General features: G+C 67.5%; 19 protein-coding genes and 2 tRNA genes. 14 read left to right on the top strand and 7 right to left on the bottom strand.

The window, feature by feature from the left end:
• Positions 1-104: 104 nt before the first annotated feature.
• Positions 105-572, bottom strand: a complete 468-nt coding sequence (locus tag LC039_RS02175) for a disulfide bond formation protein B (protein WP_226621418.1) — start codon at positions 570-572, stop codon at positions 105-107.
• Between the two features lie 4 nt (positions 573-576).
• Positions 577-1155: a YqaA family protein gene (locus LC039_RS02180; RefSeq protein WP_226621419.1), complete on the bottom strand. Its 579-nt coding sequence runs from the start codon at positions 1153-1155 to the stop codon at positions 577-579.
• Between the two features lie 219 nt (positions 1156-1374).
• Here LC039_RS02180 and LC039_RS02185 point away from each other — a divergent pair.
• From LC039_RS02185 to LC039_RS02200, 4 genes are all read left to right on the top strand, one after another.
• Positions 1375-1460 (top strand) — tRNA-Leu (locus tag LC039_RS02185).
• A 342-nt stretch (positions 1461-1802) separates the two neighbouring features.
• A complete protein-coding gene (locus LC039_RS02190; RefSeq protein ID WP_226621420.1) occupies positions 1803-2324 on the top strand; it encodes a hypothetical protein in 522 nt (173 codons plus the stop codon).
• 615 nt (positions 2325-2939) lie between these two features.
• Positions 2940-4904: a hypothetical protein gene (locus LC039_RS02195; RefSeq protein ID WP_226621421.1), complete on the top strand. Its 1965-nt coding sequence runs from the start codon at positions 2940-2942 to the stop codon at positions 4902-4904.
• Between the two features lie 5 nt (positions 4905-4909).
• The gene (locus tag LC039_RS02200) at positions 4910-6244 is read left to right on the top strand and encodes a transporter substrate-binding domain-containing protein (RefSeq protein ID WP_226621422.1); all 1335 of its coding nucleotides are present in this window, start codon (positions 4910-4912) and stop codon (positions 6242-6244) included.
• Positions 6245-6427: 183 nt separating this feature from the next.
• Here LC039_RS02200 and LC039_RS02205 read toward each other — a convergent pair.
• A tRNA-Ser gene (locus LC039_RS02205) sits at positions 6428-6517 on the bottom strand.
• Between the two features lie 185 nt (positions 6518-6702).
• Between LC039_RS02205 and LC039_RS02210 the strand changes: the two genes are divergently transcribed.
• From LC039_RS02210 to LC039_RS02245, 8 genes are all read left to right on the top strand, one after another.
• Positions 6703-7512, top strand: coding sequence for a DUF2059 domain-containing protein (locus tag LC039_RS02210; RefSeq protein ID WP_226621423.1), 810 nt, complete (start codon positions 6703-6705; stop codon positions 7510-7512).
• A gap of 311 nt (positions 7513-7823) precedes the next feature.
• A complete protein-coding gene (locus LC039_RS02215) occupies positions 7824-8393 on the top strand; it encodes a 50S ribosomal protein L21 (protein ID WP_226621424.1) in 570 nt (189 codons plus the stop codon).
• Positions 8394-8416: 23 nt separating this feature from the next.
• Positions 8417-8686 carry a 50S ribosomal protein L27 gene (gene rpmA / locus LC039_RS02220; RefSeq protein WP_226621425.1) on the top strand — a complete coding sequence of 90 codons (270 nt, stop codon included), beginning with the start codon at positions 8417-8419 and terminating at the stop codon, positions 8684-8686.
• A 112-nt stretch (positions 8687-8798) separates the two neighbouring features.
• Positions 8799-9350, top strand: a complete 552-nt coding sequence (locus LC039_RS02225) for a GNAT family N-acetyltransferase (RefSeq protein WP_226621426.1) — start codon at positions 8799-8801, stop codon at positions 9348-9350.
• 98 nt (positions 9351-9448) lie between these two features.
• On the top strand, positions 9449-11416 hold the full coding sequence (locus tag LC039_RS02230; RefSeq protein WP_226621427.1) for a heme lyase CcmF/NrfE family subunit: 1968 nt from the start codon (positions 9449-9451) through the stop codon (positions 11414-11416).
• Complete coding sequence (locus tag LC039_RS02235; protein WP_226621428.1) at positions 11413-11910, top strand: cytochrome c-type biogenesis protein CcmH; 498 nt, start codon at positions 11413-11415, stop codon at positions 11908-11910. Before LC039_RS02230 ends, LC039_RS02235 begins: the two co-directional genes overlap by 4 nt.
• A gap of 182 nt (positions 11911-12092) precedes the next feature.
• Positions 12093-12626, top strand: a complete 534-nt coding sequence (locus LC039_RS02240) for a DUF2087 domain-containing protein (RefSeq protein ID WP_226621429.1) — start codon at positions 12093-12095, stop codon at positions 12624-12626.
• Between the two features lie 69 nt (positions 12627-12695).
• Entirely contained in the window at positions 12696-13472 is a 777-nt protein-coding gene (locus LC039_RS02245) for an enoyl-CoA hydratase-related protein (RefSeq protein WP_226621430.1), read from the top strand.
• Here LC039_RS02245 and LC039_RS02250 read toward each other — a convergent pair.
• Positions 13414-14829, bottom strand: a complete 1416-nt coding sequence (locus tag LC039_RS02250; protein ID WP_226621431.1) for a CoA transferase — start codon at positions 14827-14829, stop codon at positions 13414-13416. The genes LC039_RS02245 and LC039_RS02250 overlap by 59 nt on opposite strands.
• Before the next feature lie 75 nt (positions 14830-14904).
• Between LC039_RS02250 and LC039_RS02255 the strand changes: the two genes are divergently transcribed.
• The gene (locus LC039_RS02255; protein WP_226621432.1) at positions 14905-16041 is read left to right on the top strand and encodes a citrate synthase family protein; all 1137 of its coding nucleotides are present in this window, start codon (positions 14905-14907) and stop codon (positions 16039-16041) included.
• A 66-nt stretch (positions 16042-16107) separates the two neighbouring features.
• On the opposite strand, the gene gltA is transcribed toward LC039_RS02255, so the two are convergent.
• Both gltA and gltX read right to left on the bottom strand, forming a co-directional pair.
• Entirely contained in the window at positions 16108-17403 is a 1296-nt protein-coding gene (gene gltA / locus LC039_RS02260; RefSeq protein ID WP_226621433.1) for a citrate synthase, read from the bottom strand.
• A gap of 107 nt (positions 17404-17510) precedes the next feature.
• Complete coding sequence (gltX, locus tag LC039_RS02265) at positions 17511-18941, bottom strand: glutamate--tRNA ligase (protein ID WP_226621434.1); 1431 nt, start codon at positions 18939-18941, stop codon at positions 17511-17513.
• 78 nt (positions 18942-19019) lie between these two features.
• On the opposite strand from gltX, the gene LC039_RS02270 reads away from it, so the two are divergent.
• On the top strand, positions 19020-21101 hold the full coding sequence (locus tag LC039_RS02270) for a ComEC/Rec2 family competence protein (RefSeq protein WP_226621435.1): 2082 nt from the start codon (positions 19020-19022) through the stop codon (positions 21099-21101).
• Here the strand turns inward: LC039_RS02270 and lexA are convergent.
• Complete coding sequence (gene lexA / locus LC039_RS02275; RefSeq protein WP_226621436.1) at positions 21095-21790, bottom strand: transcriptional repressor LexA; 696 nt, start codon at positions 21788-21790, stop codon at positions 21095-21097. The two genes, LC039_RS02270 and lexA, sit on opposite strands and share 7 nt — an antisense overlap.
• Positions 21791-21874: the final 84 nt, after the last annotated feature.

Below are 21874 nucleotides of genomic sequence, written 5' to 3' on the forward strand. Positions count from 1 at the left end.
TCGGGGACCGATCTGGCGTGGGGCTGGCGGGACCGCCATGCACCGCAGGGGGCAGATTCCGCCCCCTGCAACTTTGGTTGAGGGCCGTCTTCGGGACGTGCGGCTCAGGCGGTGCGGCGCCAGGCCGCGATCCACACCAGCACGAGTCCGAAGGAAATCAAGGCGTTCCAGCTTGCCATCGACAGGCCGAAGAGCTGCCAGGCGACCTCGTCGCAGCGCACCAGCGGCGCGTTCATGATCTGGTTCAGCAGGTCGTCTGCGGACATGCCGCCGACCGGGCCGGAGGTGCAGGTGGTCGGGCCTTCCCACCAGCCGCGCTCGACGCCGGTGTGATAGACGCCGATACCCGAGGTGGTCAGCGCCGCGAGCGCGCCGAGCAGCGGCAGCAGGCGGGCCCGGAAGGCCAGCGCCAGCGCGCCGATCAGCACCGCGGCGGCATGCGGCCAGCGCTGCAGGATGCACAGGTGGCAAGGCGCGAGCCCGCCGATGTATTGCGAGCCGATGGCGCCGAGCAGCACGGCGGCCGATCCGCCGGCGGCGATCAGGATGAGGAACTTGCGCAGGTCAGTCATGGTCTCAGAGGTATTTTACCAGGAAGAAGCCGCCGGCGAGCAGCAGCACGAAGACAGTAAACACCAGGCCGAGCCGCTTTTCGATGAAATCCCGGATCGGCGCGCCGAAGGCCCGCAGCAGCCCCGCGACGATGAAGAAGCGGAAAGCGCGGGCGATGACGGCGGTGGTGACGAAGACGCCGAGCGGCATCGCGGTCCAGCCCGACATGATGGTGATCACCTTGAACGGGAAGGGGGTGATGCCGGCGATCAGCACCGCCCAGAAGCCGACGCCGTTGAAGCGGGCGTTGAAGGCCTCCATCGCGTCGGCCTTGCCCAGCGTCTCGAGGATCGGCCGGCCGATGCTGTCGAAGAAGAAATGCCCGATGGCGTAGCCGAAGAGCCCGCCGACCACCGAGGCCACGGTGGCCACCAGCGCGATCAGCCAGGCCCGGCGCGGCGCGGCGAGGATCATCGGGATCATCAGCACGTCGGGCGGAATCGGGAAGACCGAGGCTTCGATGAAGGAAACTGCCGCCAGCGCCCAGAGCGCCTTGGGGTGATCGGCAAGCGACATGGTCCAGTCGTAGAGGCGGCGCAGCATCGTCGGGTCGGTCTCCGGCGGTTGTTTCCATCGCAGGAAGCACGCGAGGCGGCGGGGTGCAAGCCATTGGGGCGCCTTTGCGTGTGACAGTTCCGTCAGTGTGTCGCGATAGGCTGTCGATTGCCGCTTTACGCGGCGCGGTGCGGCGGATAAATCGAGGTCAGTGCCCGAGTGGCTGGCTGGTAGAGGCCGGAGATACCGATATCTTAGCATCTGCGCGCGAGTGTGGCGGAATGGTAGACGCGACGGATTCAAAATCCGTTTCCCGAGAGGGAGTGTGGGTTCGAGTCCCACCACTCGTACCACAGGGCAGGCCGCCTGAAGGCCTTTCTCCGCAAGAGGATCACCGATCGAGCGCGCCGCCGTCTGGCAAGGGGTGAGACCGCGTGCCGCAGCGGCTGTCGGACACCTATTTGCGTCTCGCCGCGTTCGCCAGCTTGCCGGGCCCAACCGTGAGGTCCGATCACCTTCGGCCCGCCTCAACTTGAATCGTAGTGGTCTGAACGCCTGCAACGCGCGGCGGTAAATCCTGCGCGGGAGCGCCCATGGGCACGGGTGCAACGCCGTGGAGACACCGCGCAATGGCCGTAATTGTTCCTTAATTCGCGATCAAACGTTCCGCGTACTGTTTTGAAAGGTGTATCTACATGTCAGGTTTGATTTCCGGGGTTGGGTCTTCGGCGCAACTCGGCCTCTTCGGCGGGCTCGCGAATGCCGTCAGTGCGATGGCGTCCCAGCAGCAGACCGCCGCGACCGACACGCAGGACGCAGAGGATGCGGAGGTCACCGCCGTCGAGGCGAGTGCCGACGCAAGCGCCGGCGAAACAACCGCAGCGCAGCAATCGGACGAGACGAGCGGCGCTTCTGCGCAAAGCACGCAGAAGGCGGATTCGGCCTCCGACGTCTCCGGCGATGGCGTCGCGCTGCGCGCCGGCTCCGATGGGGACGCGGCTGCGTCGGGCGATGAGGACGCGCTCGCAAAGGCCCGGGCAAAGGCGATCTCCACGCAGGAGAGCTTCACGAAGTCGCTGCTGCTTGCCCAGATGGCGGCCGGACCCGACGAAGACGGGCTGGCCCAGCGTCTGCGCCAGGGGGCCGAGAGCTATGCAAACGCCAGCACTCCCGCAGCGGAGGAAGGTGGCGCCGAACGCACCAGCGTCGCGGCCTGACGGTCAGGCGCTCAACTGATAGAACTGCTGCGGCGCGCGGATCTCTCCGCGCGCCGTTTTGCTTTAACAGACCGTTCTTGCGTCTGATGTATGGTCGCCCCGCGCTCGCACGGGTTTTTCCGAGACCCGCCCACAAGGTCAAGGCGCGAGACCGCTGCGCCCGCAGAGCGTGCGGCTCGGACGTTCTGGTGGCCGGTTCAACTCGCCCGGGCGGGAATGAAAATCCGATTTGAGGCCCGTTGTGCCGCGCGTTGCAACAGACATCGGGCAAGGCGCGCCGACGCGCGAGTTCGCGCAAAAGGTCGGGAAATCCAGACCTGCCGGCGCGCGTGTTTCGTGTTATGGTTGAAAAATCTATCAGTTTTTGTTAAAATCCACTCCTTAGAATTCGGTATGTCAAAGATGTTGCAAGATAATTTCTAGCAAAACCGGAGATTTACCTATGCGCATTTTGCTACTTTCGTTGAGCCTTCTCGTGACGATCCCGTCTGCGCTCGCGGTGTCCCAGCCCGCCATGGCTGCTGCCTGCGTGCCGACACAGCCCGATTGCCGGTAAGGCCGACCTGATTGCCTTTGGGGCCAAGAGCCTGAACTCACCGAACCGAGAGCACCGACATGTCAGAGATCGGAGCACTGCTCTTCGGGGCGGTCATCATCGTGTTTTTCTCGTACGAGCGGTTCAACCGCGTCAGCTACGAGGGGAACGGTCGTCTTGAACGACTCGTCTACCTTCTGTCGCCTGACAAGCTGCGCGCGCGGCGCATCGTGCTGCGCGCCTATTTTGTCTACGTCGCGACGCAGCTGATGCTCTACCTATTCTTCTGCGCCTATGCCGAGGTGCTGCCGCTGATCGGTGGCCCGGTGCTGGGAGGCGGAGATATCGGCGCCAGCGAACTGCCGACCGTGGCCACCGAGGCCGCCGCCACCGCGGCGACGGGCTACTCCCCCGACAGCGACCTGATCTCCTGGAACCAGCCGCTCGGCGCGGTGGAAGAACCTTCGCCCGGGTGGACCCTGGGGATCGCGCCCGAGGTGTCCCTGGCGGTTGCGCTGATCATGGTCGGGCTGGCGCCGAGCTTTCCGATCCTGCAGCGCTTCGAAGCCTGGATGCGAGACGCCACCCATCGCCTTGCGGGCATTCCCACCCATGTCATCGGCGCGGCAGAGGATCTGCGGCGCCGCACCCTCGACATCGGTCTCAAGAAAAGCGGAACGGGCCGCGCCGCGGACCCCAGGCCTGCCTTGCTGCCACGGGGCGATCTCGAGCGGCTGAAGGTCTACATGGAGGCCGAGGGCGGGAAGCTGCGGGCGCCGCTGGATTTCCGCAACGATCTGATCATCATCTTTGCCGTCTCCGATTGGGTCCTGTCGCGTGGTTTGAAGCTTTCGCACCTTGAGGTGCGGCACCGGTTCGAACCGCTGGAACGCGAATTGGCCGAGCGCGCCGAGAGCCTGATCCTCGCGCTCGACGAGCGCTCGGGCTTTCATCGCTCGGGCCTGCCGCAGCCCGCCGTACAAGAGCCCGCGGAAGAGGCGCCGGAGGACGTACGACAGGGCGCGAACTGGGAGCGGCTCGCGGGTGACGCCGAGAAGCTGGCAGACGACATGTGCCTGCTGCTGGCGCTCTACAACGAGCACGGGATCATCGATCTCGAAGCGGAGGACATTCCCGACACCGACTCTGCGACCGAAACCGTTCGGAAACATGGTCTTGCACTGGAAAGTTTGCGCAAGTTCTTTCAGTCGGGCAATGGGGATGCGGTGCCCCATGTTCCCGCCTCCAACACCCTGCCGGCCTGGATCTGGAGCACGGCGGCCGTGCTGGCGGTTACCTTCCTGTGGTATTCGCTGGGGCCGGGGCGGCTGGAGGTGGGGCTCGTCGGCTACTCGGGGTCGTTTTTCCTGCGCAGCCTGAGTGAGCTCATTTCCGCCTTCAACATCTTCGCGATTCCGATGATCGTGTCGCTCGGCATCCGGGACGGCGGTCTGCATACGCATCGCTGGAACTACATGTCACGGCTGCACTGGACGCAATGGCTGCCACAGGCGGCGCTCGCGCTCTCGGCGTCCTGGGTGGTCGCCACGGTGATCATCGGCGGCCTTGTGCTCTGGTCTCCGCGAACCGTGGGAAGCTGGAACTTCGAAGAGTTGCTCGCCGTCTTCGCGTTCAATGGTCCGATCGTCCTGAGGGGCGCCATCCTCTCGCTCATTGTGATCTGCGTTCTGGATTCGCCAGTTGCCCGTCGCCCGGACCGCCATCGCGCGTCCCGGTGGCGCAGCCTTGTCTGGGCGCTTCGCGCCGCGGTCTTGATGGGGCTGGTCGGGGCGCTGACCCGAATCCTGAACACCAAGGTCGCCGCCTCGAGCGCGCGTCCGCCCCGTCTCTGGCCCGACGGGATCGACTATGGCTTGATCGTCTACGCGACGGGGTACTCCGCACTGATCGGCTTCGTCGTCGTGTTTTGCGTGGCCGAGGCGGTGCAGAACCCGCAGCGCCGCTTTGGGGCGCGCACGACACCCGGGGGCGAATCCAAGTCCGGGACAGGACAACGCCGTGCCAAAGAAGCGGCCGCGGAGTGAAGCGCATGAAGGCACCGATTATTGCCGCGCTGCTTGTGCTGATGCTCTCGAGCATGCCCCTGCGCGCACAGACCACTTCGTTCGGAGACATAAGGATCGGGGCGCGGGCCGATGCCCGGCCGTTTGTCTGGAAGGAGGCGCGCAGCGGCGCCATGCCCGTCGAGGGGCGTGAGACAGGGGAATTCCTCGGGTTTTTCTGGGACATCTGCACCGAGGCCGTTGCGCGGGCCGGCTATGATTACGGCGGTAGTGTCGAGGAGGTGGATAGCGAAATGCGCCAGGCGTTTCTGCAAAGCGGTGAAGGGGGATACGACCTTCTGTGCGATCCGACCACGATCACCCTGTCTCGGATGGCAGGCTTCGCGCCGGGCGCACCCGCGGCCGCGCTGGAATTCTCCCCGATCATCTTCGTTGCAAATGGCACCTTCGTTCAGCAGGAGCGCGGCGCGTCAGCGCCCTTCGCCTCGGGAAAGCTGCCGATCGGAAAGGCAGAGGCTGCGGAGGTGGCGGTGGAGCTCACGGCGCGCGGCGTGGATGCTCCGCCGCAGCAGGATGGCGCTGCGGCGCCGCTGGAGATGTGCCGCCATGTCAGGGCATGGCTCGACACTTCGACAGGCTCCGCCCCGTCCGAGGAGTTTCCGTGGCCACCGTCTGACAGCGCGGAACAGCCGGTCGATGAAAGCCCTTCCGAGGATGAGGCCCCGTCAGGGGAGGAGGCAGAGGCGGCCGACGCGGGCGGCACGAAGACGCGCTGGCCGGGACTGGAGACCGTTGGGACCTGGTTCAAGTCCTTCGTCGAAGAGGCCATGCTGGTCCGGCCGCCGGCGACCAAAACGGATGATTTGCACTTCCGGGTCTGGGGCTACGTGGCTGGTTCGACCATCGGCGCGGAACTCGAGCGGGACTTCCGGCCGGGCGGGACCACGCGGCAGGCCGAGAGCGACGTCAACCTGATCACCTGCCTCACGCCATTCGCGTCCCATGCCGAGGCGGCAGAGGCTTTCTGCCAGGGTCGGCTGGCGCAGTATTTCGGCGATGCGGAGATCGTGAAGGCGGCGCTGCGGACATACCGCGAGGCGAGCGGAGAGGCCTGTGCGGCCGACCTGAATCCGACCCGGCAGGGCACCTACGAGCCCTATGCGTTCGTCCTTTCGCGCGCGCGCTATCCGGATTTCCCCGAGCGGTTTGTCCTGGCGCTCTACGGCATGTTCGAAGACGAGACGGTGGAGCGCCTGTTCCGCGGACATTTCCCGGACGTCGAAGCTTCGGACTACCTGCAGACGCTGTTCCGGATCAACCGCATCCCGCGCGGCAGTGGCGCCGGGGCCGGTGAGCCATAGCGCCCGGCGACTGCCGCTTGCAGGTCGTGGTGGGCCGGGTTGTGGAGCACCACTTGCGGGGCAGGCCGTGAAGGCGCGGGAGCGGGCAACGACAGAGCGCCATGGCGCCTTGCGGTGTCTTGAAGACACGGCAGGCAATCCATGGCGCTATCCGAAGTAAATAGCTACTTTCCCGAAGGAAAGTGGCGGAGAGACAGGGATTCGAACCCTGGGACCCCGTGAAGGGTCAACGGTTTTCGAGACCGCCCCGTTCGACCACTCCGGCACCTCTCCGCGGGGGTCGTGGGGGGCCGTTTAACGACAAGCTCGGGGGGGTGCAACAGGGAATTTTGAAGTTTTTTCGTCCGGGCGAAATTCTTTTCCGGCGAAGCTCCGCCGCCGCGGGATCTCGTCACCTTGGAAATGCCGGAGCCCGGCCCTAGGCTATGAGGCTGTCACATCCGGAGTACCCGCGTCCCATGTTCCCGCGCCTTGCCGTCTGCGCCTTTGCCGCCAGCCTTGCCATGCCCGCCCATGCGGAACCCGCAGAGGAAATTCTCGATGCGCTGAAGATCGGCGAGATCGTCGAGCTCATGCGCGAGGAGGGGCAGGGATACTCGGCCGAGATGGCCCAGGACTTGCTCCCCGCCGGCGAGACCGAGGCTTGGCGGGACGCCGTCGCGCGGCTCTATGCGCCCGAGGCCATGGAAGAGGTCGTGCGTGCGGGATTCCTCGAGAGCTTCGGCGACACCGACGCCGGGCCGCTGCTCGACTATTTCTCCAGCGAGGCCGGGCAGCGGGTCGTCGATCTGGAGATCGAGGCCCGGCGCGAGATGATCAACCCCGAGGTCGAGGCCGCCGCGCGCGAGGCCTGGCGCGAAGGGGCAGGGGGCGGCGACGCCCGGCTCGCGCAACTCGATGCCTTCGTCGCGGCGAACGACCTGCTGGACACCAATGTGACCGGCGCGCTAAATGCCAGCTTCCAGTTCTATCTCGGCCTCGTGGATGGCGGCGGGCTGGAAATGACCGAATCCGAGATCGTCGAAGAGGTCTGGATGCAGGAGGAGGTGACGCGGGCCGACACCCGCGAATGGCTCTACAGCTACCTTCTGCTGGCCTACCAGCCGCTCACGGACGCGGAGCTGCAGGACTATCTCGATGTGTCCGCGACGCCCGAGGGCAAGGCGATGAACCGCGCGCTGTTCGCCGGCTTCAATCACATGTATAACGAGATCTCTTATGGCCTTGGATTGGCCGCCGCGCGCGAGATGCTGGGCCAGGACCTTTAATCCGGGCTTTCGGCGCCTCAGGAGGGGGCTGGCGGTAACGCGGGCGAGAAAAGCGCGGCTCGGCGCGCGGAAAACCCGCCAAATGCGCGGCAAAAGCCCGTGGCGCGGGTTGACAGATCGGGGAATTGCCCCGATAAGCCGGGCCTCGTGACGGGGCCATTGCGCGCCCCGCTTTCGATTCTTATATCCATACAGCCCGCAAGGGCGCGCTGTTCGACGGCGGAGCGGGTCTTCCCGCACCACGAAGTCCCCCAGTACTTAGCGGTACGCATCGGGGCGCCTCAGGACGCGGTAGACAAAGGAAGACGCAGATGTTCGCGGTGATGAAAACCGGCGGCAAGCAATACAAGGTCCAGGCGGGCGACGTGCTCCGCGTGGAAAAGCTGGCTGCAGACGCGGGTGAAACCGTCCAGTTCAACGAAGTCCTGATCCTCGGCGGCGACGACGTCACCGTGGGTGCCCCGCTGGTGTCCGGTGCCGCCGTCCAGGCGACCGTGATCGACCAGATCAAGGGCGACAAGGTCATCAAGTTCGTCAAGCGCCGCCGTAAGCACGGCTCGCAGCGGACCCGCGGCCACCGCCAGCAGCTCACCCTGCTGCGCGTGACCGAGATCCTCGCATCCGGCGCCGAAGGCACCGGCGTGAAGTCCGCCACCGGCGCTGCCTCCGCTCCGAAGGCCGCTCCGGCCGCAGCTGCTCCGAAAGCAGCCGCCGCTGGCGACGACCTGACCCAGATCACCGGTGTCGGCCCCGCCGCCGCCAAAAAGCTGAACGAAGCCGGCATCGCCACCTTCGCCCAGCTCGCAGCCGTTGACCCCGAGAGCTTCGACGCCGTCAAGGTGAAGCCCGAGTGGGTCGAGCAGGCCAAGACCCTGGCCTGATAGACAGTTAAGGAGACCAACCCATGGCACATAAAAAAGCAGGCGGTAGCTCCCGTAACGGCCGCGATTCCGCTGGCCGCCGTCTCGGCGTGAAACTCTACGGTGGCCAGTCGGCCAACCCGGGCAACATCATCATCCGTCAGCGCGGCACCAAGTTCTGGCCGGGCGAAGGCGTGGACATGGGCAAGGATCACACCATCTTTGCCGTGGCCGAAGGTTCGGTCAAGTTCCACAAAGGCCTGAAAGGCCGCACCTTCGTGTCCGTCCTGCCGATGGCGGAGGCTGCCGAGTAATCCGATCCCGGATTGAAAAAATGAAGGGGATCGGCACGGGCCGGTCCCCTTCTCCGTTTCGGGGGGAGACGAAGCGGCCCGCGAGAGTTCTCGCGACAAGAGGAGAAAGACGATGAGTCTGGCCGAAGACGACCAGCTGACCGCGCAACCGGTCATCGAGACACCCCGCTTCGTGCTGCGGCCGCTGCGCCGCTCCGATGCCGGGATGATCGCGCATTACACTTCGGAGCTGCGTCTTGCACGCATGACCACCTCGATTCCGCACCCGCTTCCGCCGGGCGCGACCGAGGCCTTCATCACCCGTGCCATGGACCCCAAGCGGGTCGAGGACGTCTGGGCGATGGATGCCTCCGACCAGGATGGTGCCGAGGTGATGGGTCTGATCTCGCTCGAACGTCTCACCGATGGAAACCAGGCCGAGATCGGCTACTGGGTCGCGCCGCCGTTCTGGAACACCGGCCACGCCTCGGAGGCGGTGCGCGCGCTGGTGCAGGCCAACCCCTTCGGAAGCGCCACGATGTTCGCCTCGGTGTTCCAGGACAACGCGGCCTCGGCCCGTGTGCTGACCAACTGTGGCTTCGAGTACATCGGCGACGCCGAGGCCTTCTCGGTTGCCCGCAATTCCGCGGTGCCCACCTGGACCTATCTGCGCCGGATGGACTGAGCGCGCGCCCGCGCGACGTCGACACCCGCGACAAAGTGATGCCGCCCGGCCGATGATTTCCATTGGCCGGGCGTTCTCTTGGTGCCTATAAGCAAGGCATGATCACCGAATTCGGACATTTCGCGCTCATCCTCGCCTTCCTCGTCGCCTGCGTGCAGGCGGTGGTTCCGATGATCGGCGCGCACAAGCGATGGCCCGGCTGGATGGCCGTCGCCGAGCCCGCCGCAACGGCGCAATTCCTGCTTGTCGCGCTGTCCTTCGGCGCCCTGATGCATGCCTTCATCACCTCGGACTTCTCGCTGCGGCTTGTGGTGATGAACTCGCATTCCGCCAAGCCGCTGCTCTACAAGATCAGCGGCGTCTGGGGGAACCACGAGGGCTCGATGCTGCTCTGGGTGCTGATCCTGTCGCTCTTCGGCGCGATGGCGGCCTGGTTCGGGGGCAACCTGCCGCCGACGCTGCGGGCGCGCGTGCTGTCGGTGCAGGCGGCGGTGGGCGTGGCCTTCTTCGCCTTCATCCTGTTCACCTCGAACCCCTTCCTGCGTCTTGCGGTGCCGCCCTTCGACGGGCAGGATCTGAACCCGCTGCTGCAGGACCCGGGGCTCGCCTTCCACCCGCCGTTCCTCTACCTCGGCTACGTCGGCCTCTCGATCTGCTTCAGCTTCGCGGTCGCCGCGCTGATCGAGGGTCGGGTCGATGCCGCCTGGGGCCGCTGGGTGCGCCCCTGGACGCTGCTGAGCTGGGTGTTCCTGACCGTCGGCATCGCGCTCGGCTCCTGGTGGGCCTACTACGAGCTCGGCTGGGGCGGCTTCTGGTTCTGGGACCCGGTCGAGAACGCCTCCTTCATGCCTTGGCTGCTGGCCGCCGCGCTGCTGCATTCGGCCATCGTGGTCGAAAAGCGCGAAGCCCTGAAGAGCTGGACCATCCTGCTGGCGATCCTCGCCTTCGGCTTCTCGCTGATCGGCACCTTCATCGTGCGCTCGGGCGTGCTGACCTCGGTGCACGCTTTCGCCACCGACCCGCAGCGCGGCGTGTTCATCCTCGGCATCCTTGTGTTCTTCACAGGCGGGGCGTTGACGCTCTACGCGGCGCGGGCGGGGATCATGCAGGCCAAGGGCGTGTTCGGCATCGTCAGCCGCGAGTCGGCGCTGGTGGTGAACAACATCCTGCTCGCCGTGGCCTGCTTCGTGGTCTTTACCGGCACGCTCTGGCCGCTGGTCGCCGAGATGCTCTTCGGCCGCAAGCTCTCGGTCGGCGCGCCCTTCTTCAACATGGCCTTCACCCCCTTCATGGTGCTGCTTGGCCTGATCCTGCCGATCGGCGGCATGATCAGCTGGAAGCGCGGCAAGATCGGCCGGGTGCTGCGCCAGCTCGCTCCGGCGCTGGGGCTGGCGTTGGCGTTGGCCGGGCTCGTTTGGGCGATGCAGACCGGGCGCAGCCTGATGGGCCCCATTGGCGTCTTCCTCGGCACCTGGCTGGTTGCGGGGTCGATCACCGACCTGCTCAGCCGCATCGGTCAGAACCGCGACTGGCGCCGCCTCGCGCGGCTGCCGCGCGCCGACTGGGGCAAGGCGGTTGCTCACGCGGGGCTTGGGGTCACCATGCTGGGCATCGCCGGGCTGATGGCCTGGCAGCAGGAGGACATCCGCGTCGCCCATGTGAACGAGCCCTTCACCGTCGGCGCCTACGAGCTGGAACTGCTCGGCGTCGAGCGGGTGCAGGGGCCGAACTATTTCTCTGACATGGGCGAGGTCTCGTTGCGCCGGGATGGTGCCGAGGTGGCGCATCTCTACCCGGAAAAACGCACTTATCCCGTCGCCGGGATGCCGACCACCGAGGCGGCCATCGACGGCGGTGTCCTGCGCGATGTCTACGTGGTGCTCGGCGATGCGCAGGGCGGCGGGAGCTGGACCATGCGGACCTATGTCAAACCGCTCGCCAACTGGATCTGGGGCGGGGCGATCCTCATGGCCCTCGGCGGCGCGCTGAGTCTGTCGGACCGCCGCTTCCGCGTTGCCGCAGGCGCGCGCAAGGCGGCCCCGGCACGGGGAGTGCCCGCGGAATGACCCTGCCGAAACCCTTCCGCGCGCTGCTGCTGCTGGCGCTTCTGGCGCTCCCGCTGATGCAGGCGACGCCGGCGCAGGCCGTGCAGCCGGACGAGATGCTCGCGGACCCGGCGCTCGAGGCGCGGGCGCGTGAGCTGTCCAAGCACCTGCGCTGTCTGGTCTGCCAGAACGAGAACATTGACGATTCCAATGCCGCGCTCGCGCGTGACCTGCGCCTGCTGGTGCGCGAGCGGCTGGTGGCGGGGGACAGCGACGAGGAGGCGGTGGCCTACCTCGTGGACCGCTACGGCGAGTTCGTGCTGCTGCAGCCCACCACGCGCGGCTGGAACTGGCTGCTCTGGGCCGCCGGGCCGATCCTCTTCGTGCTGGCGCTGATCCTCGCGGCGGTCTACCTGCGCGGCCGCGCGCGCGCCGAGCCGAGCACGGAGGCCGGCCTCAGCGCCGAGGAAGAGGCCCGGCTGAAGCGCATTCTGGACGAAAACCGCTCCTCCTGATAGGACTGCCGGCAGGGTCGGCAGTTCACCCAGTCTCCGCCGTCCGGATGTTCCGGGCACGCTGAACCTGCTTTTGGGATCGCAGACCTCTCCGGACATGCCGGCGATGCCTGACGGACAAGGGCGGAACTCCAGCCCCGCGAGGGTTCGGGCAAAAGGCGCCGGAGGATCTGGAGGATCCGATGACCCATCCGATGAAGATCAACGCCCCGTCGCGGGAGGCAATCCCGCTTGCCATCGACGATCTTTCGCAATTTGCCCGTGCGCTTCGGGCCGGCCTCGAGACAGCGCCGTCGCATCAGCAGATGCTCGGGCTGATTGCAAAGGCTGCGGGCTACCGCAACTACCAGCACCTGCGCGCGCAGACCGAACCCGCTCCGCGGCCTGACCTCAGACAGGTCTCGCGCGCTCTGCGCCACTTCGACGGGCAGGGGCGCTTGCTTCGATTTCCCGGACGGACGGCGATGCAGGCGCTCTGCCTCTGGCCGCTCTGGGCGCGCATTCCACCGCGGCAGAGCTTCACCGAGCGCGAGATCAGTGCCCGGATCGACACGCTCTGCGCTTTCCGGGACGCCGCGCAGATCCGCCGGACAATGGTCGAGAACCGCATGTTGGAGCGCACTCGCGACGGTGCCGTCTACACCCGCATCGAGACCCGCCCGAGTGCGGACGCGCTGGCGCTGATCGCGGCGCTGGGTCGGGTCTGCGGCAGGTAAGGGGACTTGCGCACCGGGCGCGCGCGGGGGAGAGTTCCCGCGCGCAACCGCGCCAGCCCGGAGGACCCCATGCACTACGACACCATCCGCTACGAGATCGAAGACGACGTGGCGCTGATCACCCTGGCGCGGCCCGAGGTGATGAACGCGCTCTCGGCGTCGATGCGGGCCGAGCTGACCCATGCCATCCAGGCGGGCGGCAAGGAGGCGCGGGTGGTGGTGCTGACCGGCGAGGGCCGGGCCTTCTGCTCGGGGCAGGACCTCGGCGATCGCGAGAGCGCGGCGAACATCGACCTCGAACGGGTGCTGCGCGACGAATACATGCCGATGCTGAGCGCGCTGGTGGCGTGCCCGCGACCGACCATCGCCGCGGTGAACGGCGCGGCGGCGGGGGCCGGGGCCAACCTCGCGCTGGCCGCAGACGTGGTGATCGCCGCCGAAAGCGCCTTTTTCATGCAGGCCTTCACCCGCATCGGACTGATGCCGGACGCGGGCGGGACATGGATGCTGCCGCGGCAGATGGGCATGGCCAAGGCCATGGGCGCGGCGCTCTTCGCCGACCGCATCAGCGCGGCGCAGGCCGAGCGCTGGGGGATGATCTGGGAGGCGGTGCCCGATGCCGAGTTCGAGGCGATCTGGAAGTCCCGCGCCGCGCATCTGGCGCAGGGGCCCTCCGAGGCCTATGCCCGCATCAAGCGCGCCATCCGCGGCGCCTTCGAGAAGGACTTCGACGGCCAGCTTCTGCTCGAGGCACAGCTGCAGGGCGAATGCGGCATGACCCGGGACTTCAAGGAAGGCGTGGTCGCCTTTCACGAAAAGCGCCCGGCGAAGTTCGAGGGGCGCTGAGCGCCTCGCCCGCGTCGGTGGTCTCCTTCGCCTGCCAAGACGGCGGATCCACCCTCAGCGGCCCCGCCGGAATGTCCCACCGGGGCGGCTGGCGATCCAGCGTCACCGGAAAGCGCAAACGCCGGGCCGGTCCCCAGCCGGTTTGCTCGATCTCGGGCGCGAGATCGGCTCCGGTCTCCGCGATGGGCGCGCCGGTGACGTCCCGAACACCTCCCGAGACCAGCAGCGCGCCGGTGCGGGCCAGCGACAGCCGTGCCGAGACCACCCGCCCGTTTGCCTGCCGCTGCCGCAACGCGCGCAGCACGGTGGCGGCCATGAGGCAGCCCGTGGCGTGATCCAGTGCCTGCACCGGCAGCGGCACCGGGCGCGGGGCCGCACGGCGGCGCATGCCCTCGGCGGCAATGCCGCAGCTCATCTGCACAAGGCTGTCGAAGCCGCGCCGCCCGGCCCAGGGGCCGGTCCGGCCGAAGGCGCAAAGGCTCACGTCGATCATCCCGGGCGAGAGTTTGCGCCGGGCCTCCTCGCCATAGCCCAAGCCCTCCAGCGCGCCGGGGCGATAGCCGTGCACCAGCACGTCGGTCGTCCTGAGGAGGTCTTCGAAGGTCGCACGATCTTCGCGCCGGGTCAGGTCCAGCCCGGCACGACGTTTGCCCAGTGTGACCTCGGGCTCGACGCCCGGCTCGGACCATCCCGGCGGGTCGATGCGCAGCACCTCGGCGCCATATCCGGCGAGGAACCGCGTTACCACCGGCCCGGCGAGCACGCGGGTCAGGTCGAGCACGCGGAGGCCGCTCATGGAAACCGGGGCCGACGAGGCACCGGTCTCCTGCCAGGCGATCAGCGGCTCGGCGGCCACCGCCTTGCCCTGCGGATGCGTCGCCCATTCGTCCAAGCTGTGCATGGCCGCCGCAGCACCGCCCGCCGCCACCACGGCGGCCTCTAGCGCGGCCTTGTCCCATGTGGCGACGGCCTCGGTGACGTGACCTCGCTCGGCGCGGCAGCCAAGCACCGACAGCGCCGCGGCGCGGTGGTGCGGGGCATTGGTGTGCAGCCGGATCCAGCCGTCCGCCGCCGCGTAGTCCCCGGCGATCGGGTCCCAGGCCGAGGGCAGTTCCCAGCCGATCGGGCGCAGCGTCATGTCGAACCACAGCGAGGCGAGACGCCGGTCGATCACCGCATGTCGCGCGCCGCGCAGCGCCGCCATCTCTCGCGCCGCGGCCTTCAGCGAGGCCGTGGCGAGCTCCGAGACCCGAAAGCAAGAGGGCAACTCGGCCTCCCCGGTTTCCATCACCTCGGCTCCGGGTGCGAGATCGCTGCCGAGCGCCTCGGAAATCAGAAGATCGAAGGGGGATGTCATGACGGCCTCCATGCTTGCCTGCCGCCATGAAACGCGCCGATTGACCGGCTGTAAATCTTGATCAATATAATCAATATGAACTCTCTGGATTGGATCGACGCCGCTGCCGCCTGCACCTTGCTCGGGGTGAAGCCCCAGACCCTCTACGCCTACGTCAGCCGCGGGCAATTGCGGGCCGAGGCGGATGCGCAGGACGCGCGGCGCAGCCTCTATTTCCGCCCAGATGTCGAGACGTTGCTGCGCCAGAACCGCCGCCCGCGCGCCCGCGGCGAGGTGGCCGAGCAGGCGATCCGTTGGGGCGATCCGGTGCTGGTGACGGCCATTTCCGAGGTGCGGGACGGGATGCTCTGGCTGCGCGGGCGCTCGGTCGAGGACTGCGCCGAGACGATGACACCCGAGCAGATGGCGGCGCATCTCTGCGGGCTGAGCAGAGTGGATCTGCCGGACGTGGAGACAAGCGTCACGGGCAGCACGCCCGTCGCACGGGCCATGCAGGCGCTGGCGGGCGCGGTGGAGGGGGCGGCGCCACTGACCGCGCTCTCCGAGCCTGAGATTGCCTGCGAGGCGGGCAGGCTGATCTCTCTCGTGGCCAATGCGCTGCTTGGCGGCAGCCAAGGCGGTTCGTTGCAGCAGCGTTTCGCCGGGGCCTGGGCGCTTGATGGTTCCGGCGAAGACGACCTGCGCCGCGCGCTTGTGCTGCTCAGCGATCACGAATTGAACCCCTCGACCTTTGCCGTGCGGATCGCCGCCTCGACCGGGGCCAGCCTTCCCGCGGCGCTGCTTTGCGGCCTGTCGACGCTGAGCGGGGCGCGGCATGGCGGCGCCTCGGCTCTGGCGCGCAGCGCGCTGGAAGCGGCGATGCGGTGGGATATGGAGGCCTTCCTGAACGCGCAGGCGGGGCACTCCGCCTATGGCTTCGGCTATGGCCATCCGCTCTATCCGGACGGCGATCCCCGGGCGCGGCTCATGCTGGCGCGCCTGGACCCGGAGCACCCGGCCCGCCGCGCTGAGCGCCAACTCTCCGAGCGGCTGGCATTGGCGCCGAACGTCGACACCGGGCTGGCGGCGCTTGGTCTGGCGCATGGCCTGCCAGCGGACGCAGGCTTCGCGATCTTTGCCGCGGGGCGGCTCGCCGGCTGGATCGCCCATGCGCTCGAACAGGCGCGCAGCGGTGCGTTGATCCGGCCGCGGGCGCGCTACGTTCCGGGCTGACAAAGCCTTGCCGCAAAAGCAAAAGGCCCCGCAAAAGCGGGGCCTTTCGTATCTCTGAAAGCAGGATCAGCGGCTTTCGATGTCGGTGTAGTCGCGCAGCGTCGAGCCGAGGTACAGCTGACGCGGACGGCCGATCTTGTGCTGCGGATCCGCGAGCTGCTCTTTCCACTGCGAGACCCAGCCCACGGTGCGCGACAGCGCGAAGATCGGGGTGAACATCGAGGTCGGGAAGCCCATCGCCTCGAGGATGATGCCCGAGTAGAAGTCGACGTTCGGGAAGAGCTTCTTGTCGATGAAGTACTGGTCTTCCAGCGCCTGCTTCTCGAGCTCTTTCGCCACCTGCAGGATCGGGTTGTTCTCGATCCCCATGAGGTCGAGCACCTCGTCCGCCGACTGCTTCATCACCGTCGCGCGCGGGTCGCGGTTCTTGTAGACGCGGTGACCGAAGCCCATAAGGCGGAACGGGTCGTTCTTGTCCTTGGCGCGGGCGATGTATTCGGGGATCTTGTCGACCGAGCCGATCTCTTTCAGCATCTCGAGGCAGGCCTGGTTGGCGCCGCCGTGGGCCGGGCCCCAGAGGCAGGCGATGCCGGCCGCGATGCAGGCAAACGGGTTGGCGCCCGAAGAGGAGGCCAGACGCACGGTCGAGGTCGAGGCGTTCTGCTCGTGGTCGGCGTGCAGGGTGAAGATGCGGTCCATGGCGCGCGCCAGGATCGGGTTCACCTCGTATTTCTCGGCCGGGACCGAGAAGCACATGTGCAGGAAGTTCTCGGCGTAGGTCAGGTCGTTGCGCGGGTACACGAAGGGCTGGCCGATCGAGTACTTGTAGGCCATCGCCGCGATGGTCGGCATCTTGGCGATCAGGCGGTGCGAGGCGATCTCGCGCTGACGCGGGTCCGAGATGTCGGTGGAGTCGTGGTAGAAGGCCGACATGGCGCCGACCACACCCACCATGGTTGCCATGGGATGCGCGTCGCGGCGGAAGCCGCGGAAGAAGTTGTGCATCTGCTCATGGATCATCGTGTGGCGGGTGATCGTGTTCTCGAAGTCCTCGAGCTCCGCCGCGGTCGGCAGCTCGCCGTAGAGCAGCAGGTAGCAGACTTCGAGGTAGTGCGATTTGCTCGCCAGCTGGTCGATCGGGTAGCCGCGATGCAGAAGAACGCCCTCGTCGCCGTCGATGAAGGTGATGGTGCTGTCGCAGCTCGCGGTCGAGGTGAAGCCCGGATCGTAGGTGAACACCCCGGCCTGGGCGTAGAGCTTGCGGATGTCGACCACGTCGGGGCCGGCGGTGGGGGAGTAGATCGGAAGATCGTAGCTCTGCTCGCCGATGGTCAGTTTCGCGCTTTTCGCTGTGTCAGCCATGCTTGCTTGTCCCTTCATCTGGAATGGGCCAGGCGCGTCGGGCGCGCCCGGTCAGTATCTGTCACACATGGCCCGGGGCGGGGTCGGGCTGGCTGAAAATCAGCCCGTCACGCCGCCTCGGAAGCCGCTGCCTGTTCGAGCCGGAGGAGGCTTTCCTCGCGGCCGAGCACCAGCATCATGTCGAACACGCTCGGGGTCACGGATCGGCCCGCGAGAGCCGCACGAAGCGGCCCGGCCAGCTTGCCGAATTTGGTGTTCTGCTCGTCGGCGAAACGCGCCGTTACCCCCTCGAGTTCTTCACGCGACCAGCTAGCACTTTGCAACTGCGGCGTCAACGAGGCCAGTATACCACGGGATACAGGATCGAGGTTTTTCGCTGCCTTCTCGTCCGGCACGACGGGGGTATCGGTCAGGATGAAATGCGCTTTTTCAAGGAGTTCCGGGAAAGTCTTGGCGCGATCTTTCAGGCAGTACATACCCTGCGTCATCCCGGCTTTTTGAGCCTCGGTCAGTGCCGGAAGCCTCGCCGCGTCAAGATATGCCTCGATTTCATGCAGCAGTGCGGCATCGTCCCCGGCCGCGATGTGCTGGCCGCAGATGTTTTCGAGTTTCTTGAAGTCGAGCCGCGCCGGCGACTTTCCGATTCCCGACAGGTCGAACCATTCCTTTGCCTGCGCATCGGTGAAGAACTCGTCATCGCCGTGGCTCCAGCCGAGCCGCGCCAGGTAGTTGCGCATGCCCGCGGACGGGTAGCCGAGCTTCTGGTATTCATCGACGCCGAGCGCGCCATGGCGCTTGCTGAGCTTCTTGCCGTCCGGCCCGTGGATTAGCGGAATGTGCGCGTAGACCGGCAGCGGCCAGCCCATGGCGGTGTAGATGCCCATCTGCCGTGCGGCGTTGTTGAGGTGGTCGTCGCCGCGGATCACATGGGTGACGCCCATGTCGCGGTCGTCGACCACCACCGCCAGCATGTAGACCGGCGTGCCGTCCGAGCGCAGCAGGATCATGTCGTCGAGCTGGTCGTTGCGGATCCGCACCGTGCCCTGCACCTCGTCTTCGATCACCGTCTCGCCCGCTTCGGGCGTGCGCAGGCGGATGACGTAGGGCGCGTCGGGGTGGCTGGCCGGATCGGCGTCGCGCCAGGGGCTGCGGAATAGCGTCGAGGTGCCGGCCTCGCGGGCCTTTTCGCGGAAGGCCTCGATTTCCTCCTGGGTCGAGAAGCACTTGTAGGCAGCGCCCTTGGCGAGCAGCTCGCGGGCGACCTCGGCATGGCGGGGCGCGCGCTCGAACTGGCTGATCACCTCGCCGTCATGGTCGAGCCCGAGCCAGTCGAGCCCCTTGAGGATCGCGGCGGTCGCCTCGGGGGTCGAGCGCGCGCGGTCGGTGTCCTCGATGCGCAGCAGGAACTTGCCGCCGCGGCCGCGGGCGTAGAGCCAGTTGAACAGCGCGGTGCGGGCGCCGCCAATGTGAAGATAGCCGGTGGGAGAAGGAGCGAAACGGGTAACGACTGCCTGGGTGCTCGGGGAGGGGCTCGTCATGGGTCTTAACCTCGCGGTAACCGTGGTGGGCCTAGGGTTTTGCAGGTTCCTTAACCAGCGTGGGGGGCGGGGGCAAGCATGGGCCGATGGCTGACCTTGCTGCGCGCGGCTCCGGCGGTTGCCATGCGGCGCGGTCGCGCGGCGCTCGCGGCGCAGCGCGGTCATCTCTTTGTTTGGGCACCGGTCTGCCTTGGCGCCGGGATCGGGGTCTATTTCTCCCTGCCGGTCGAGCCGCCGGAGGCGGCGCTGCTTGCGGCGGGGGTCTGCGGCTGTCTGCTGTTGGTGGGCGCGCGGCTTTGGTCCGGCGGGTGGTCTGCGCCGGGGATCGGCCTGGGGCTGCTGCTGCTCGGGCTGGCGCTGGCCGGGGCGCGCGCGCATCACGTCGCAGCGCCGCAGCTGGGGTTTCGCCACTACGGGCCGATCGAGGGGCGGGTGATCGCCATGGACCGCTCGGCCTCGGATGTGCCGCGGCTGACGCTGGACCATGTGCGCCTACTGCGCCTGGCGCCCGAGCGGACGCCGCAGCGCGTCCGCGTTGCGTTGCATGGCGCGCCGGAGCTGCAGGCGCGGACGCTTGACCTGTCCGTCGGGCAGACCGTGGCGCTGACCGGCCACCTGATGGCACCGGGCGGACCGGTGGAGCCCGGAGGGTTCGACTTCCGGCGCAACGCCTGGTTCGCGCGGATTGGCGCGGTGGGGTACAGCCGCACCCCGGTGGTGCTGGTGGCACCTGCGCAGGGCGGGCAATGGCTGGTCCGGGCAAGGATGGCGCTCTCGGCGCGGGTTCAGGCCAAGCTGCCGGGCGAGATCGGGGCCTTTGCCGCGGCGCTGATGACCGGGGATCGCAGCGCGATGGGGCAGGACACGCGCGATGCCCTGCGCCACACCAACCTCGCGCATCTGCTGGCCATCTCCGGCCTGCACATGGGGCTGCTGAGCGGCTTCGTCTTCGGCGCGGCGCGTCTGTTGCTGCTGCTTGCGCCGCGCAGCCGCCATCACTGGCCCGGCAAGAAGATCGCGGCCATTGTCGCGCTGCTGGCGGCGGCGGGATACCTGGCGCTTTCGGGCGGCAATGTCGCAACGCAGCGCGCCTTCATCATGGTGGCGGTGATGCTCGGGGCGGTTCTGGCGGACTTGCGTGCGCTCTCCCTGCGCGCGGTGGCGCTGGCGGCGCTGCTGCTCCTGGTCCTCCGCCCCGAGGCGCTGCTTGGCCCGGGGTTCCAGATGTCCTTTGCCGCAACCACGGCGCTGGTCTGCGTGTTCGGCGCGCTCCGCGCGCAGACCCCGCTGCCAAGATGGGCGCGGCCCGCATTGGCCCTGCTGCTGTCCTCGGCCGTCGCCTCGGCGGCCACGGCACCCTTCTCCATGGCGCATTTCAACATGGTGTCGCGCTACGGGCTGCTGGCGAACCTGCTGGCGGTGCCGGCCATGGGACTGCTGGCGGTGCCGATGGCGGTGCTGGCGGCGCTGCTGATGCCGCTCGGCCTCGACGGTCTGGCACTGCAGGGCATGGCGCTGGGGCTGCGCTGGATCCTGGCGGTCGCGCAGGAGGTGGCGAGCTGGGACGCTGCGCTCGGCCATGTGGTCGCGCCGACCGGTGCGGTCCTTCCCCTGATCGCCCTGGGCGGGCTCTTTGTGATGCTCTGGCAGGGGCTTGGACGCTGGGCGGGGCTGATACCATTGGCGCTTGGGGTGTTCCTCTGGAGCAAGACGGAGCGCCCGTCGATCCTGATTTCCCAGAGTGGTGCGCTCGTCGGGGTCATGACGGAAAGGGGCCGCGCCCTGTCACGGGAGGTCGGCGAGGGGTTCACCGCGAAACTCTGGCTCGAGAACGACGGCCAGCCCGCCGACCAGGCCGCTGCGGCGGCCCTCTGGCCCGGAGCTGTTAGTCGTCTCCGTCGCGCGCAAGTCGCGCAGACCGAGGTGCTGCACGTTTCGGGCACAAGGGCCGCGGCCACGATCTCGGGCTGCGACGGGGCGGCACTGCTCGTGTCCAACGTGCCCCTGCCGGCGCCGCCGGGCTGCGAGGTCTTCGACCCGGACCGATTGAAAACAACAGGGGCCGTCGCCTTTCAGCGCGGCCCCGGCGGCTTGCAGATGCAGGTCTCGCGGCGCAGTCCCCCGCGTTTGTGGGAGGGCGGCGCGTCTTGGGGTCAGTAGGAGCGGATCAGCCCGACGAGGCGGCCCTGCACCGAGACCGACCCCGAGGGCAGCACGCGGGCTTCATAGGCGGGATTGGCCGCTTCGAGCACGATGCTGCTGCCCTTGCGGCGGAAGCGCTTGAGGGTGGATTCATAGCCTTCGACCTGAGCGACGACGATCTGTCCGTTCTCGGCCGAGCTGGTTTCGCGGATGATCACCACGTCGCCGTCGTTGATCCCGGCCTCGATCATCGAGTCGCCCTTCACCTCGAGCGCGTAATGGCGGCCATTGCTGGCGAGCATCGCCGAGGGGACGGCGACATTCGGCGGAATGTCGGAGATCGACTCGATGGGGACACCGGCGGCGATCCGGCCCATCAGCGGCAGTTCCATCGCCCCGACCAATTCGAGCGGATCCTTGGCCGGCGCCTTCGGCGCGGCGCGATCACCGTCGATCACCTGCGGCACGAAGCCGGTCGGGCGCCCCGCGAGGCTGTCGGGCAGCTTGACGATTTCGATGGCGCGGGCGCGGTGGGCAAGGCGGCGGATGAAGCCACGTTCCTCGAGCGCGGTGATCAGCCGGTGGATGCCGGATTTGGAGCGCAGGTCCAGCGCATCCTTCATCTCGTCAAAACTGGGCGGAACGCCGTCGCGCGCTAGGCGCTTGTTGATGAAATCCAGCAGATCGAGCTGTTTCTTGGTCAGCATGCGCCTTGTCCCGGGTCTTTGCCTGAAGAGATGTTCGACTATGTTCTAGCCATGTTCCCGTTTTGTGTCAATCCCCGCAATCGT

It is taken from the genome of Alloyangia pacifica (assembly GCF_020524285.1).
Taxonomy (GTDB): Bacteria; Pseudomonadota; Alphaproteobacteria; order Rhodobacterales; family Rhodobacteraceae; genus Salipiger; species Salipiger pacificus_B.